General features: G+C 62.2%; 10 protein-coding genes and 1 pseudogene. All 11 read left to right on the forward strand.

Going from position 1 to position 15,772, the window contains the following annotated elements:
• Positions 1–9 precede the first annotated feature (9 nt).
• The gene (gene tssH, locus ACW9IR_RS04350) at positions 10–2,667 is read left to right on the forward strand and encodes a type VI secretion system ATPase TssH (protein WP_457461846.1); all 2,658 of its coding nucleotides are present in this window, start codon (positions 10–12) and stop codon (positions 2,665–2,667) included.
• A 10-nt stretch (positions 2,668–2,677) separates the two neighbouring features.
• Complete coding sequence (locus ACW9IR_RS04355) at positions 2,678–4,198, forward strand: sigma-54 interaction domain-containing protein (protein WP_457461848.1); 1,521 nt, start codon at positions 2,678–2,680, stop codon at positions 4,196–4,198.
• 93 nt (positions 4,199–4,291) lie between these two features.
• The gene (locus tag ACW9IR_RS04360; RefSeq protein ID WP_007920296.1) at positions 4,292–4,432 is read left to right on the forward strand and encodes a hypothetical protein; all 141 of its coding nucleotides are present in this window, start codon (positions 4,292–4,294) and stop codon (positions 4,430–4,432) included.
• An 18-nt stretch (positions 4,433–4,450) separates the two neighbouring features.
• Positions 4,451–5,647 carry a type VI secretion system-associated FHA domain protein TagH gene (gene tagH / locus ACW9IR_RS04365; RefSeq protein ID WP_064116459.1) on the forward strand — a complete coding sequence of 399 codons (1,197 nt, stop codon included), beginning with the start codon at positions 4,451–4,453 and terminating at the stop codon, positions 5,645–5,647.
• Positions 5,648–5,652: 5 nt separating this feature from the next.
• Positions 5,653–6,153 (forward strand): type VI secretion system lipoprotein TssJ, encoded by a 501-nt coding sequence (gene tssJ / locus ACW9IR_RS04370; RefSeq protein WP_007920299.1) that lies wholly within the window; start codon positions 5,653–5,655, stop codon positions 6,151–6,153.
• A 2-nt stretch (positions 6,154–6,155) separates the two neighbouring features.
• Positions 6,156–7,487 carry a type VI secretion system baseplate subunit TssK gene (tssK, locus tag ACW9IR_RS04375; RefSeq protein ID WP_007920300.1) on the forward strand — a complete coding sequence of 444 codons (1,332 nt, stop codon included), beginning with the start codon at positions 6,156–6,158 and terminating at the stop codon, positions 7,485–7,487.
• Between the two features lie 5 nt (positions 7,488–7,492).
• The gene (icmH, locus tag ACW9IR_RS04380; protein ID WP_016985783.1) at positions 7,493–8,368 is read left to right on the forward strand and encodes a type IVB secretion system protein IcmH/DotU; all 876 of its coding nucleotides are present in this window, start codon (positions 7,493–7,495) and stop codon (positions 8,366–8,368) included.
• A gap of 13 nt (positions 8,369–8,381) precedes the next feature.
• On the forward strand, positions 8,382–11,921 hold the full coding sequence (gene tssM / locus ACW9IR_RS04385; RefSeq protein WP_457461852.1) for a type VI secretion system membrane subunit TssM: 3,540 nt from the start codon (positions 8,382–8,384) through the stop codon (positions 11,919–11,921).
• Complete coding sequence (locus ACW9IR_RS04390) at positions 11,921–12,649, forward strand: PP2C family protein-serine/threonine phosphatase (RefSeq protein ID WP_038359322.1); 729 nt, start codon at positions 11,921–11,923, stop codon at positions 12,647–12,649. Before tssM ends, ACW9IR_RS04390 begins: the two co-directional genes overlap by 1 nt.
• Entirely contained in the window at positions 12,646–13,647 is a 1,002-nt protein-coding gene (locus ACW9IR_RS04395) for a serine/threonine-protein kinase (RefSeq protein ID WP_457461854.1), read from the forward strand. Before ACW9IR_RS04390 ends, ACW9IR_RS04395 begins: the two co-directional genes overlap by 4 nt.
• A 28-nt stretch (positions 13,648–13,675) precedes the next feature.
• Positions 13,676–15,694: pseudogene (tssI, locus tag ACW9IR_RS04400) on the forward strand (type VI secretion system tip protein TssI/VgrG); the annotation flags it as partial.
• Between the last annotated feature and the right edge of the window lie 78 nt (positions 15,695–15,772).

Below are 15,772 nucleotides of genomic sequence, written 5' to 3' on the forward strand. Positions count from 1 at the left end.
ACGTGAGCCATGATCAACGTAGACCTGCAACAACTCATCCAGGCGCTGGACGCCGAAACCCGTCGTGATCTGGAACGTTCGGCCGAGCGTTGCGTGGCCCGTGGTGGCAGCAAGATCCTCGTCGAAGATCTGATGCTCGGCCTGCTCGAGCGCCCGAATGGCTTGTTGTCGCGCGCACTGCAGGATGCAGACGTCGACGCCAGTGAACTCAGCGCCGCGCTGCAATCGCGCGTCGAACACAGCGCTTCGCGTAACCCGGTGTTCGCCCCGGAACTGGTGCAGTGGCTGCAAGACGCGCTGCTGGTGGCCAATCTCGAACTGGGCCAGACCCAGGTCGAAGACGCCGCGCTGATCCTTGCGCTGCTGCGCAACCCGATGCGCTACGCCGGCAGCCGTTATCAGCCGCTGCTCGCCAAGCTGAATATCGATCGCCTGAAGGAATTTGCCCTGTCGCAAAAAGAGCAACCGGCGGCCAATGGCAAACCAGCGGCACAGGGCGAATCGCTGTTGCAGCGTTTCACCCACAACCTGACCCAACAGGCCCGCGACGGCAAACTCGACCCGGTACTGTGCCGTGATGGCGCGATCCGGCAGATGGTCGACATCCTCGCCCGTCGCCGCAAGAACAACCCGATCGTCGTCGGTGAGGCCGGTGTCGGCAAGACCGCCATCGTCGAAGGTCTGGCTTCGCGCATCGCCGCCGGTGAAGTACCGCAAGTGCTCAAGGGCGTTGAACTGCTGTCGCTGGACATGGGCTTGCTGCAGGCCGGCGCCAGCGTCAAAGGTGAGTTCGAACGTCGCCTAAAAGGCGTGATCGACGAAGTCAAGGCCTCGCCGAAGCCGATCATTCTGTTTATCGACGAAGCTCATACTCTGATCGGCGCGGGCGGCAACGCGGGCGGTTCCGACGCGGCCAACCTGCTGAAGCCGGCACTGGCCCGTGGCGAACTGCGCACCATCGCTGCGACCACTTGGGCCGAGTACAAGAAATACTTCGAGAAGGACCCGGCGCTGGCCCGTCGTTTCCAACCGGTGCAACTGCACGAACCGACCGTCAGCGAAGCGGTGACCATCCTCCGCGGTCTGGCCCAGGTTTACGAGAAGAGCCACGGCATCTACTTGCGGGATGACGCGGTGGTCTCGGCAGCGGAACTGTCTGCGCGTTATCTGGCCGGTCGACAACTGCCGGACAAAGCTGTCGATGTGCTCGACACCGCTTGCGCCCGCGTACGCATCAGCCTCGCCGCTGCTCCGGAAAGCCTTGAGCGCCTGCGTGGCGAACTGGCTGAAGGTGGCCGTCAGCGTCAGGCCCTGCGCCGCGATGCCGAGGCCGGTCTGCTGATCGACCACGAAGCGCTGGAGGCACTGGAAGCGCGTCTCGACGAAGCCGAAACTGAAATGGTCGCGCTGGAAGCCCTGTGGACTGAGCAGAAGCAACTGGCCGAGCGCCTGCTGGAACTGCGTCAGCAACTGGCCAGGGCTCGTGAAGCTGCAGCGGTCGAACCCGTGGTCACCGTTGAAGAAGACGCCGAAGGCACCGTGATCGAAACCGTTGCCGCCGAAGTCGAAGAAGGCCAGAGCGTCGAAGCGCTGGAAGCCCAACTCAACGAAACCCACAGCGCCTTGACCGCCGCTCAAGTCAAAGAGCGTCTGGTCAGCTTCGAAGTGTGCCCGCGTCTGGTCGCCGAAGTGATCAGCGCCTGGACCGGCGTGCCATTGGCGCAACTGGCCCGCGAGCACAACGCCAAGGTCGCCAGTTTCGCCACCGACCTGCGCACGCGCATCCGTGGTCAGGAACAAGCCGTGCACGCATTGGACCGCTCGATGCGCGCCACCGCTGCCGGCCTGAACAAACCTGACGCGCCAGTGGGCGTGTTCCTGCTGGTCGGCCCGAGCGGCGTCGGTAAAACCGAAACTGCGTTGGCCCTCGCTGACTTGCTCTACGGCGGTGATCGTTTCATCACCACCATCAACATGTCCGAATTCCAGGAGAAGCACACCGTTTCCCGCCTGATCGGCGCGCCACCGGGTTACGTCGGTTACGGCGAGGGCGGCATGCTCACCGAAGCCGTACGCCAGAAACCGTACTCGGTGGTGCTGCTCGATGAAGTCGAAAAGGCTGACCCGGATGTGCTCAACCTGTTCTACCAAATCTTCGACAAAGGCGTGGCCAACGACGGCGAGGGTCGCGAGATCGACTTCCGCAATACGTTGATCCTGATGACCTCGAACCTCGGCAGCGACAAGATCAGCGACCTTTGCGAGAACGGCGCACGCCCGACCGCTGAAGTCCTCGAAGAAACCATCCGCCCGGTACTCAGCAAACACTTCAAACCGGCGCTGCTGGCGCGGATGAAAGTGGTGCCGTACTACCCGGTTGGCGGCCCGGTGCTGCGCGAGCTGATCGAGATCAAACTCGGTCGTCTCGGCGAGCGCCTGAATCGTCGTCAGCTGGATTTCAGCTGGTGCCAGAACCTCGTCGATCACCTGTCCGAGCGTTGCACGCAAAGCGACAGCGGCGCGCGTCTGATCGACCATCTGCTCGATCAACACGTGTTGCCGCTGGTGGCTGACCGCTTGCTCGACGCCATGGCCACCGGCGAAAGCCTCAAGCGCGTGCACGCCACGCTCGACGGCGAAGCCAGCGTGACCTGCGAGTTCGCCTGAGGTGGGTGTGATGTTCACTCAGGTGCCGCAGCCGCTGGTCTATGCCGAAGCGTTGCTGGCGCAGTTCGCCAGTCTGTCGCGGGCGGCGGACGGTGCTGCGTTGCTGGGTGACTTCGTGCGCGGTCTGGCCGAGTTGAGCGGTTGCGAATTGACGCAGCTGTATCTGCTCGACGCCACCCACACGTGCCTGGGGATGAACGCCGAATGCCTCGACGGCGCCCTGCAACCGCGTGAAGCGGCGAGCCTGCCGGCGGATTACAACGGTGAGCAACTGCTGCAATTCGCCCTGTGCCAGAACCGCGTGGTGTGCCTCGACGACTTGAGCGGCAGCCTGCACGAAACCAGTTTTCTGCCGGCGGCGACCTCGCCGTGGCAGTCGCTGTTGTGCGTGCCGCTGGTCAATCAGCACAAAGCTGTTGAAGGTTTGCTGCTATGCGCCAGCCGTCGTCGTACCCACCTGCAAGGCTTCGCTGATTCCCTTGGCCAGCTCGGCTCGTTCGTGCTTGGCCAATTGCATTTGTTGCAACGCCTGCGTCAGCCGCTGGCGGAATCGACCACGGTGGCACGCAGCGTGCCGAGCATCAGTGGCTATGGCTTGATCGGTAAAAGCACGGCGATGCGCCAGACCCATTCGCTGATCAGCAAAGTCCTGCACAGCCCGTACACCGTGTTGTTGCGCGGCGAAACCGGCACCGGCAAGGAAGTCGTCGCCCGGGCCATTCATGATTGCGGCCCGCGTCGGTCGCAGGCGTTCATCGTGCAGAACTGCGCGGCGGTCCCGGAAAACTTGCTGGAAAGCGAACTGTTCGGCTATCGCAAAGGCGCCTTCACCGGCGCCGACCGCGACCGCGCCGGCCTGTTCGATGCGGCCAATGGCGGCACGCTGTTGCTCGACGAAATCGGCGACATGCCGTTGTCGCTGCAAGCGAAGATCTTGCGCGTGTTGCAGGAAGGCGAGATTCGTCCGCTGGGTTCCAACGACACGCACAAGATCGACGTGCGCATCATAGCCGCGACCCACCGCGATCTGTCGACGCTGGTCAGCGAAGGCAAATTCCGCGAGGACTTGTACTACCGCCTCGCGCAATTCCCGATCGAGCTGCCGGCGCTGCGTCAGCGTGAAGGCGACATCCTCGAACTGGCCCAGCACTTCGCCGAGAAGACCTGCACGTATTTGCAACGCGATCCGGTGCGTTGGTCGAGTGCGGCGCTGGAGCATCTGTCCGGCTACAACTTCCCCGGCAACGTGCGTGAACTCAAGGCCTTGGTCGAGCGTGCGGTGCTGTTGTGCGAAGGCGGCGAGTTGCTCGCCGAGCATTTCTCCCTGCGCATGGAGGCAATGCCGGAAGACAACAGCCACCTGAATTTGCGCGAACGTCTGGAGCAGGTCGAACGCACTTTATTGCTCGATTGCCTGCGCAAGAACGACGGCAACCAGACCCTCGCCGCCCGCGAACTGGGCCTGCCGCGACGCACGCTGCTGTATCGGCTCGGCCGTCTGAACATCAATCTGGGAGATTTCGATGGGTAGGCAAAACGTCATCGAAATCCTCGCAAAAACCAATTTCAGCGCCGCCCGCAAGGGTCGGCGCTTTGTGCTTTGTCTACCCCTGGAGACCCTCTGATGTCTGTTCGTCACTGGCAAGCTGTCCTGCTGACCCTCGTCGTTCTATGCGGCCTGGGCGGCTGTAGCGGCAATTACAAATTCAACGACAACGACTATCGCCCGTTGGGTGATCCGCAAGCGGTCAATCGCGGCAAGTGACCGCAAGGAGCATCAAACATGGAATTGGTTTTCGAAATGCTGAACACCAAGCAGTTCGTGCCCACCGAGTTGTGCCAGAAGACCTTTAAACAGGCCGGCGGCGTGATCGGGCGGGGCGAGGACTGCGACTGGATCATCCCTGACCGCAAGCGTCACCTGTCCAATCACCACGCGATTGTCAGCTACCGCGAGGGCACGTTCTTCCTCACCGACACCAGCAGCAACGGTGTCCAGGACGGCGAGAGCGGCGCACGCCTGCACAAAGGCGAACCGGTGCGCATCGAGCACGGCAGCACCTACGTGCTGGGTGACTTCGAAATTCGCGCGCGGCTGGTGCGCGACCCGGCGACCTTCGACGGTGAAGTCGGCCGCCCGCGCGCTGCCGGCAGCATCATTCCTGACGACGCGTTCCTCGATCTCGACCCGCTCAATGCTCTCGAGCAGCAAGAGCGTGTGTATTCGGAAATCGACGAACTGCTGGCGCCGAACACCAAGCCTGAGGACTCCCGTCAGCGTGCCGACTACGCGCGCATCGACATGGAAAGCCTGATGGTGCCGGAGCTGATTGCCGCGCCCGCCGAACCTGAACCCGCTCCGGCACCGAAAGCCGTTGAGCGTCAGAGCGAAGGTTTCTGGGAGCACTTCGGTGCAGCGCTGGGTGTCGACGTCAAAGGCCTCAGCCACGACGAACGCGAAGCCCTGGCGCTGAACGCTGCGCGTTTGCTGCGCCAAAGCATCGGCGGATTGCAGCAGAGCCTGCGTACCCGCTCGGAGCTGAAAAACGAATTGCGTCTGGCCCAGACCACCGTGCAAGGCACCAACAAGAACCCGCTGAAATTCGCCGTCGATCCGAGCGAAGCCCTGCAGATTCTGTTGCAGCCGAGCAAGCCCGGCCATCTGCCGGCCGAGCAAGCCATCTCCCGCGCGTTCCGCGATCTACAGGCGCATCAAGTGGCACTGCTGACCGCCAGCCGCGCCGCCGTGCGCGGCACGCTGGAGCACTTCTCGCCGGAGCAACTGACCCTGCGTTTCGAGCGCGACAACAAGCCGTTGATCGCCACCTCGGGCGGACGCTGGAGAGCGTTCGGCCGTTATCACCAGGCGCTGCGTCAGGACGATGACTGGAGCGAGCGTCTGCTGGCCCGCGACTTCGCCCAGGCTTACGAAGAACAGATCCGCCTGATCTCCACCCTCCACACCGACCACCAAGGATGATGCGCATGTCTCGCCGCTCGACCGCTTTTTTCAAGACGCTGACTGCGCTGACCGTGCTGGTGCTGCTCGCCGGTTGTTCGTCGCTGTCGCCGTACTCGAAAGTGACCAAGATCAACCTCAAGCTGACCGGCAGCGATCAGCTCAACCCGGACCTCAACGGTCGGCCGTCGCCGATCGTCGTGCGCCTGTTCGAACTCAAGCACCCGGTGACCTTCGAGAACGCTGACTTCTTCAGCCTCTACGAGCGCGCCAAGGAATCCCTCAACCCGGATCTGGTGGCCAGCGAAGAGCTCGAGCTGCGCCCGGGTGAAACCGTGGAAATGAAGCTCAAGGTGGAAGAGGGCAGCCTTTATGTGGGCGTTCTCGCCGCTTACCGCGACTTGCCCGACACCCAATGGCGCCACACCGTTCAGATCACTCCGCTGGAAGTTACCGAAGTCGATTTGACTCTGGATCAGACCGGCATCCGCAACACCAATCAAGTGCTCGCCAAGGCGGATGACTGATCATGAATACCCATAAAGTCATTTGGCAGGAAGGCATGCTGCTGCGTCCGCAGCACTTCCAGCACAACGATCGTTATTACGATCACCAGATGAAAACCCGCACGCAATTGTTGGGTGGTTACACCTGGGGTTTCCTCAATCTGGAGATCGACTTGCAGTTCCTTAACATGGGCAAACTGGTGATCAGTGAAGCCTCGGGGATTCTGCCGGACGGCAGCCTGTTCGAACTCGGTGGCAACACCGAGCCGCTGGCGCTGGACGTACCGCCGAACACCGGCAACACGCCGATCTACCTGGCGCTGCCGCTGGTCACCGGCAACCACATCGAGTCGCGCCGTCCGGAGCAGTCCGACGTGCTCGCGCGTTACACCGCGTACGACGCCGAAGTGGCCGACTCCAACGCCGGCGACGATTCCGCCAGCCAGGTCAGCTGCGGTCGCCCGGACTTCAAACTGTTGCTCGGCGAGCAGCAGAGCGATCAGGCCTACGTGAAGCTGAAGATCTGCGACGTGCTCGACACCACGCCCGACGGTGTGATCAGCCTCGACCCGGATTTCGTGCCGACCTACATTCAGGCTCACGCCTCCAGCTACCTGCTGTCGTGCCTGAAAGAAGTCATCAGCATGCTCAACCACCGTGGCGACACGATTGCCGAGCGGATTCGCTCCAACGGCAAGGTCGGCGGTGCCGAAGTCGGTGACTTCATGATGCTGCAACTGATCAACCGTACCGAATTGCTGCTGCGCCACTACCTCGGTCTGGAGCAGGTGCACCCGGAAGAGTTGTACCGCACGCTGCTGACCATGCTCGGCGATCTGGCGACCTTCTCCGGCGAAAGCAAACGCCCGCGTCTGGACAGCCGCTATTCCCACGCTGACCAGGGTGGGAGCTTCCGCAAACTGATGGAAGCGATTCGTCAGGTGCTGTCGATGGTGCTCGAACAGCACGCCATCGAACTGATCCTGCAAGCGCGTCAGTACGGCATCATCGTCTCGCCGTTGCACGACCACAAACTGCTTGGCTCGGCGTCGTTCGTGCTGGCGGCCAGTGCCAACTGCGACTCCGAAGAACTGCGCCACCGCTTGCCGGCGCACCTCAAGGTCGGACCGGTGGAGCGTATCCGCCAACTGGTCAACCTGCACTTGCCGGGGATCAAGGTCAAACCGTTGCCGGTGGCCCCGCGGCAGATCGCGTTCCATTCGAACAAAACCTATTTCATCCTCGAACTCAGTTCCGAAGACCTGGCACAACTCGAGCGCTCCGGCGGTTTCGCGTTCCACGTGTCCGGCGAATTCGCCGAGCTTGAACTGAAATTCTGGGCCATCAGGAACTGACCGACATGATCAAGGAAACGGATTACAACCAGGACGACAAAACCGTCCTGCTCGATCGTCAAGGCCACGGACCGGCATCGAGTCCGCTGACCGACTTCGCCGCGCCGCCGCGTTTCGAGCAACTGGAAGAACGCATGATCTACGCCGCGCGCCTGCGCCCGGCCGAAGCGTTCAACATCAGCCTCAATTCGCTGGTCGCTGCTTCGTCCGAGCTGCTTTCGGAAGTGGTGCGCCTCAAGCACAGCGAAACCCGCGAAGACTTGTACGCACTCAACGAGCGTCTGACTGCCGGGCTGAAATTGTTTGAAGTACGCGCCCTGCACAACGGCGCCGAAAGCAGCCAGGTGATGGCCGCGCGTTACGTGCTCTGCACCGTGGTCGACGAAGCTGTCGTGACCACGCCGTGGGGCAACGAAAGCGAATGGTCGCAGATGAGCCTGCTGAGCAGCTTCCACAACGAAACCTTCGGTGGCGAGAAGTTCTTCCAGTTGCTCGATCGACTGTCGAAGAACCCGGTCAAGCACTTGCCGATGCTCGAGCTGATGTACCTGTGCCTGTCCCTCGGTTTCGAGGGCAAGTACCGCGTACAGGCACGCGGCATGCTCGAACTTGAAGGCATCCGCGATGCTCTGTATCGGCAGATCCGTCAGTTGCGTGGCGACGTGCCGCGCGAGTTGTCGCCGCACTGGGAAGGCTTGAACGATCAGCGTCGTAACCTGGTGCGCATCGTGCCGGCGTGGATGGTGGTGTTGTTCACTTTCGTCTGTCTGGTGGTGATGTATTCGGGCTTCGCCTGGGTCTTGGGCGAGCAGCGCGACACCGTTCTGCAACCTTATCAGCCGCTTGATCCGGCCGCGGTGCAACCGCAGTCGCAGCCGTAAACAGGGACGTGTGATGAAAAAGTTTTTCAAGAAAGTCGGCGCCTTCCTGCGCCAGACCTGGGTCTGGACCTTGCTGCTGGTGCTGTTCGTGGCGCTGCTGGTGTGGTTCGTCGGCCCGTTGTTGGCGGTTGATGACTACAAGTTCTGGGAGAGCTCGACCTCTCGCTTGCTGACCATTGCCGTGCTGTTCCTGATCTGGGGCCTGACCATGGTCTTCGTCAGCTGGCGCTCGGGTATCCGCAAGAAAGCCGAGGAAGAAAGCGAGGACGGCCAGGACCGCATTCGCCGCGAAGAGCTGATCGACGAAGAACAGAAAGAGTTGAAGGCGCGCTTCAAAGACGCGCTGAAAACCCTGAAGACCTCGAGCCTGTATCGCGGCCGCAGCGAGCGCTGGCGCAGTGACTTGCCGTGGTACCTGCTGATCGGTCCGCAGGCCTCGGGCAAGACCAGCCTGCTGGATTTTTCCGGTCTGGAATTCCCGATCAACAAGATCGACCGCAAGCTGACCCGCGACACCCTCGGCACCCGTCATTGCGACTGGTACTTCGCCGACCACGGTGTGCTGATCGACACCGCCGGGCGTTACACCACGCAACCGGATGTGGAAGTCGACGGCGGCGCCTGGACGACATTGCTGGAGCTACTGCGCAAGCGTCGTCGCGGGCGTCCTTTGAACGGCGTGCTGGTGACCATTCCGGTGGAAACCCTGCTCGGTGGCAGTGAGCAGGACATCGACACCCTCGCGCGCCAGATTCGCGGCCGTCTGCAAGACGTGCATCAGAAACTGCACGTCGACGTGCCGGTCTATCTGGTCCTGAGCAAGGCTGACAAGCTGCTCGGCTTCGACGAGTTCTTCGATCAACTGACCCGCGAAGAAAGCGATCAGGTGCTCGGCACCAGTTTCCGCAAGGATCAGGTCGGCACCGACGTCGCTGTGCTGCGCAACGAGTTCGAAGAACTGCTTCGTCGCCTCAACAGCCAAGTGATCATGCGCATGCACTCCGAGCGCGATACTCAGCGCCGTGGCCGCATCCTCGACTTCCCGCATCAACTCGGGCAGATCGGCGAGCGTCTGTGCCTGTTCGTCGACATGGCGTTCACTGGCAACCGTTATCAGCGTGCCACGCAGCTGCGTGGTTTCTACCTGACTAGCGCACCGCACCTGACTCAAGAGATGGACTCGACCACCGCCGGCATCGGTGCCAGCCTCGGCTTGAATGCCGGTGTGCTGCCGACCCTGCGCAGCGGTCGTTCGCGGTTCATCCACCACTTGTTCAGCCAGGTGATTTTCCCTGAGTCCGATCTGGCCGGTCTGGACAAGCGCGAACGCAGCCGTATTCATTGGGGCCAGCGTGCGTTGTACGTCGGCGCACTGGCGGCACTGGCACTGTTCGGCATGCTCTGGGCGGGCGGGTTCTCGGCCAACTACGAGCGCCTGGAAAACCTGCGCAATCTGGCGCAGAACTGGACGCAGCAACGCACGGCATTGTCGCCGCGTGATGACGCCATGGGCGTGCTGAAAACCCTCGACAGCAGCTACGCCGCGACCCAGGTGTTCCCGAAGAAGGGCGACGTTTCGTATCACGAACGTGGTGGTCTGTATCAGGGCGAAGACGTCAATCCAGTGGTCAAAGAGGCTTACGAGCGCGAGCTTGAAAAGCAGCTGCTGCCACGGGTTGCGACCATGCTCGAAGGGCAGATCCGCGCCAACATGAAGGACCGCGACCGCCTGCTCAACAGCCTGCGCGCGTACCTGATGTTGAACATGAAGGATCGTCGCGATGCCGCGTGGCTCAAGGACTGGGTCGCCACTGACTGGTCGACGCGCTACACCGGCAACACCGCCGTACAGAACGGTCTGAGCACGCATCTGGAGCGTCTGCTGAAGCAGCCGTTTATCTACCCGCTGAACGACCAATTGGTCACTCAGGCGCGTCAGGTCTTGCGCAGCGAATCGCTGGCCACGGTGGTTTACCGCATGCTCCGCGAGCAGGCGCGCAACCTGCCGGACTACCGCTTCAGCCAACACCTCGGCCCACAAGGCTCGCTGTTTATCGGCACCGAATACGTGATCCCGGGCTTCTACACGCAAACCGGTTATCAGCAGTATTTCTCGGTACAGGGTTCGGCGCTGGTTACCGACATCCTGCGTGACAACTGGGTGCTGGGCGAAGGTGCGGGCATCAGCGACATGGACTTGCGTCGCCTGATGGTCGAACTGGAGCAGCTGTACTTCCGCGACTACGCCAACTACTGGAGCGAAGCGGTTGGCCAGGTTGCCCTGCCGCCGATCAGCGACGCCGGTGAAGGCGCCGAGCAACTGGCGGGCCTGACCTCGGCGAATTCGCCGGTGCTGGCATTGCTCACCGAAGTGCGTGAGAACACCCGCTTCCAGGCCGCTGCTGATCCTGTTGAAGAAGCTGGCGACGCTGCTGATGCGCTGGCCGGGCAGAAAGGCAAACTGGGTAAGGTTGGCAAACTTGCCGCCGCCGCAGCGGACAAGGCTTCGGCCCTGAACGTGGCGAAGACCCTGCCGGACACCGCGAAGAAGTCGCTGCAACGCCGCTTCGAACCGCTGCATCGTTTGCTCGATGACAACAACGGCCCGGCGGCGGACCTGACGCCTGCACTGAGCGCGCTCAACGACCTGCAACTGCAACTGGCCGGTCTGGCCCGTTCCAGCACGCCGGAACAAGCCGCGTTCGAAATGGCGAAAACCCGCATGAGCGGCCAGCGTGATGCGCTGACCAACCTGCGCAATGCGTCCAGCCGTCTGCCGCGTCCGCTCAGCGTGTGGTTCAACGTGCTGGCCGAAGACTCGTGGCGTCTGGTGCTCAACGATGCTTACCAATACCTGAACGGTCGTTATCAAAACGAGCTGTACAGCGTGTATGGCAAAACCATCAGCAAGCGTTATCCGTTCAGCGCCAGCAGCACCAGCGACGTGGCGATCAGCGATTTCCGCGAGTTCTTCCGCGCTCAAGGCACCGTCGACCGTTTCTTCGACAGCTACATGCGTCCGTTTGTCAGCGGCGATCCGGGCAACTACCGCATGCGCAGCGTCGACGGTCACAGCCTGCCGGTATCGAAGATGTATCTCGACCAGATGGCGGCGGCACTGACGATTCGTCAGAGCTTCTTCTCGATCAACCCGGCCGAACCGACTGTGCAGTTCAAACTGGAGCCGTACACCCTCGATCCAGCGGTCAGCCGTTCCGAGTTCAAGTTCGGCGACAAGACCATGGAATACCGCCACGGTCCGATCCTGCCAATGTCGTTCAAATGGCCGACCGATGCTGAAGACGGTCGCACCAGTCTGGTCATGGACAAAATGGCCGGGCGCCCGATCGGCATCGAGAAGAACTCCGGCCCATGGTCGCTGTTCCGTCTGTTCGACCTGATGCAGACCGAGTACCTGACCGGTCGCGACGTGCTGGTGCTGAAAGCCGATGTAGGTGGCCTGCGCGCTAACTACCTGCTGACCAGCCAGCGCACGCCGAACCCGTTCGACATGGGCGTGCTGCGCACCTTCCGTATGCCGGTGCAGCTCTGATGCTGGTGGCCAGTGCCTGGCGCAGCGCGGCGCGTACCGACCCGGGCAAGGTGCGGGCGCGCAACGAAGATGCTTTCCTCGACTCGCCGCAGCAGGGGCTGTGGGTGGTCGCGGACGGCATGGGCGGTCATCAGGGTGGCGACATCGCCAGCCAGTTGATCGTCGCCAGCCTGGCTGAACTGCCGCAACACGAGGACTTCGACGAACGCCTCAAAGCCATCCGCCAGTGCCTGCACTGGCTGAACCGGCGCTTGGGGCAGGAGTTGACGGTCACCGCCGGACGCCACGACAGCATCATGGGCAGCACCGTCGTGGCGCTGCTGGTGGAAGGTAATCGCGCGGCCTGCATCTGGGCCGGCGACAGCCGTTGCTATATGTGGCGCGGGCAGCGGCTGTATCAGCTGTCCAAGGACCATTCGCTGCAACAGCAACTGATCGACGAGCAGCAAATGAGCGTCGAACAAGCGGCGGCGCATCCGGCGGCTCAGGCGTTGACCCGAGCCGTCGGTGCCGCCGAACAACTGACCCTGGATGTCCTCGAACTCGAGGTCTATCCGGGCGATGCGTTTTTGCTCTGCAGCGATGGTTTGTATCAGGGCCTGAGCAGCGATGCCCTCGGCAACGCCCTCAGCCTCAGCGCGCCGCACGTGGCGCTGGAACGTTTGTTCGACGGCGCCCTGCGTGGCGCCGCGCGTGACAACCTGACAGCCGTGGTGATCCGCCAATGACTGAAATCGAATCCTCAGTCGATGACTTGCTGATGAGCGAAGAACAGGCCAACAACCTGACCTACTTCGCCTTCGCCAAGCAAAACAAGGCAGAGCCTTTGCTGGCGCCGACCAAGGCCAGCATCGGTGCACTGCCGGATGTACTCGCCGGTCGCTACCACCTCGAGCGTCTGCTCGGGGCCGGTGGCATGGGCGCCGTTTACCGGGCGCGGGATCTGCTGCACGAACAGTTCGGCGATCCCGACCCTTACATCGCGCTGAAAATCCTCAGCGAAGAATTTGCCGAGTCGCCGGACGCCAGTGCCTTGCTCTACAGCGAGTTCGCCCTGACCCGACGACTGCGCCACGACAACGTCGTGCGTGCGCACACCTTTGAAGTCGACACCGATTGCCAGCGGGCCTTCATCACCATGGAATACATGCGTGGCCTGACCCTGGACAAATTGCTCTGCGAGCGGCCCCTCGGCCTGCCGTGGCACGAACTGCGCGACATCGTCCTGCCGCTGCTCGACACGTTGGCCTACGCCCACGGTCGCGGCGTGCTGCACGGTGACATGAAACCGAGCAACGTCATGCTCAGCGAAGACGGCTTGCGCCTCTTCGACTTCGGCCTCGGTCAGGCAGAGGAGGGCGTGATGCCCGGCCTGCCGCACCTGAGCCGCGAACGCTTCAACGCCTGGACCCCAGGCTACGCCGCCCCCGAACTGCTTGAGGGCCAACCGTTGTCGGCCAGCGCGGACGTATACGGCGTGGCCTGCGTGATCTATGAACTGGCGGGCGGCAAACACCCGTTCCGCCGCTTGCCCTCGACCCAGGCCCGCGACGAGCACCTGGAGCGCGAACTGCAAGCACCGGCGAACTTACCGAAACACGGCTGGCCAGCGCTGCGAAGCGCGCTGAGCTTCGACCCGGCAGCACGCACCATCACTGCCCAACAATTGCGTGACGCCTTGGGCGCCACTTCGTCCTGGCTGCAACGTCTGCGACTTCGGGCGTAACGGATGACATTCGAACAGGGAGCACTTTATGTTCAACCCAGCTAACGAAACCCACTTCAGCCTCAAGGTCGAAGACTACGTCGGCGACCTGCAAGTACTGTCGTTCACCGGCACCGAAGGCATCAGCCAGCCGTTTCGTTTCGACCTCGAACTGGTCAGCGAAAACCCTGATCTGGACCTCGAACAACTGCTGCACAAGCAGGCGTTTCTCGCATTCGATCCGCAAGGCTCTGGCATCCACGGGCAGATATACCGCGTCGCCCAAGGCGATGCCGGCAAGCGCCTGACCCGCTACAAAGTGTCGATGGTGCCGCAACTGCAATACCTGCATCACCGCACCAATCAGCGCATCTACCAGCAGATGTCGGCGCCGAAAATCATCGCGCTGATCCTCGAAGAACACGGCATCAAGGGCAACGCCTACAGCTTCCAGCTCAGCCAGCCGTGCCCGGATCGCGACTACTGCGTGCAGTACGACGAAACCGACCTGCACTTCGTCCAGCGCCTGTGCGAGGAGGAGGGGATTCACTACCACTTCCAGCACAGCGAAAAAGCCCACCTGCTGGTGTTCGGCGACGACCAGACCGTGTTCCCCGACCTCGGCCAGCCGACCGCGTACGTGCAAGGCAGCGGCATGGTCGCCGAAGAACCGGTGATCAAAGGCTTCAAGCTGCGCCTGGAAACCCGCACCAGCCGCACCACGCGCCGCGACTACGACTTCGAAAAACCGCGCCTGCAAATGGAAGCGGCCTACAAACCGGACGGCGAGAGCACCGAGCCAGATCTCGAAGACTACGACTACCCCGGCCGCTTCATCGACCGCGCGCGCGGCAAGTTCCTCAGCCAGCGCGCCCTCGAACGCCACCGCGCCGACTACCGCCAGGCCGAAGGTCGCGGCGACCAGACCAAACTGGTCAGCGGCCACTTCATGGCCATGTCCGACCACCCGCGCAGCGAGTGGAATGACCTGTGGCTGCTCACCGAAATCGTCCACGAAGGCAAGCAACCGCAAGTCCTCGAAGAAGGCGTGACCAGCGACACCACCGACAACAAGGACGATTTCCACCAGGGCTACCGCAACACCTTCCTCGCCACCCCGTGGGACGTGTTCTACCGCCCGGCCCTCGAACACCCGAAACCCCGCGTCCTCGGCAGCCAGACCGCCATGGTCACCGGCCCGAAAGGCGAAGAAATCCACTGCGACCAATACGGCCGCATCAAAGTCCAGTTCCACTGGGACCGCGAAGGCCTCGCCGACGACAAAACCAGCTGCTGGCTGCGCGTCTCCAGCTCCTGGGCCGGCGACCGCTACGGCGCCATCTCCATCCCGCGCATCGGCATGGAAGTCCTCGTCACCTTCCTCGAAGGCGACCCCGACCAACCGCTGGTGACCGGCTGCCTGTACCACAAGGAAAACCCGGTGCCGTACGCCTTGCCGGCGAACAAGACGCGCAGCGTGTTCAAAACGCTCAGCTCACCGGGTGGTGGTGGGTACAACGAACTGCGTATTGAAGACAAGAAAGGTGCGGAGCAGATCTACATTCATGCCCAGCGTGACTGGGATGAGAACGTTGAGCACGACCAGAAGATTCGGGTCGGCAATGAACGTCACGACACGGTGGTGAAGAACACCTATACCGAGCTGAAGGCTGAAGAACACCGCACCACGATTGCCGACCGCAAGATTGAAGTCAAAGCCAACGACCACCTTAGCGTGAGCCAGAACCAGCACATCAAACTGGGCACCGCTCAGTTGACCTATGCCGGGCAAGAAATTCACCTGAAGTCTGGCGACAAGATAGTGATCGAGGCGGGAACGGAACTGACGATCAACGCGGGAGGCAGCTTTGTCAAACTCGACGCCGGCGGCATCACCGTCGTCGGGCCGCTGGTAAAGATCAACGCCGGCGGGGCTGCGGGAACAGGTTCGGGGATTGCTATCTTGCTGCCTGTGCTACCGGCGCTCGCGGATAAAGACAAGGCCGGAAGCCTGATGGATCGCGCGCAGGGCAATGCCCGAACGCCTGTCCCGCCGGTCGAGCCGAAGAACCTGCGCTTTGACATTCGTCTGGCTGACCGCCCGGGGGACGGCGCCTTTGCATTGGCGAACACACCGTGGCGCATC

This window comes from Pseudomonas sp. SDT291_1_S447, assembly GCF_054070155.1.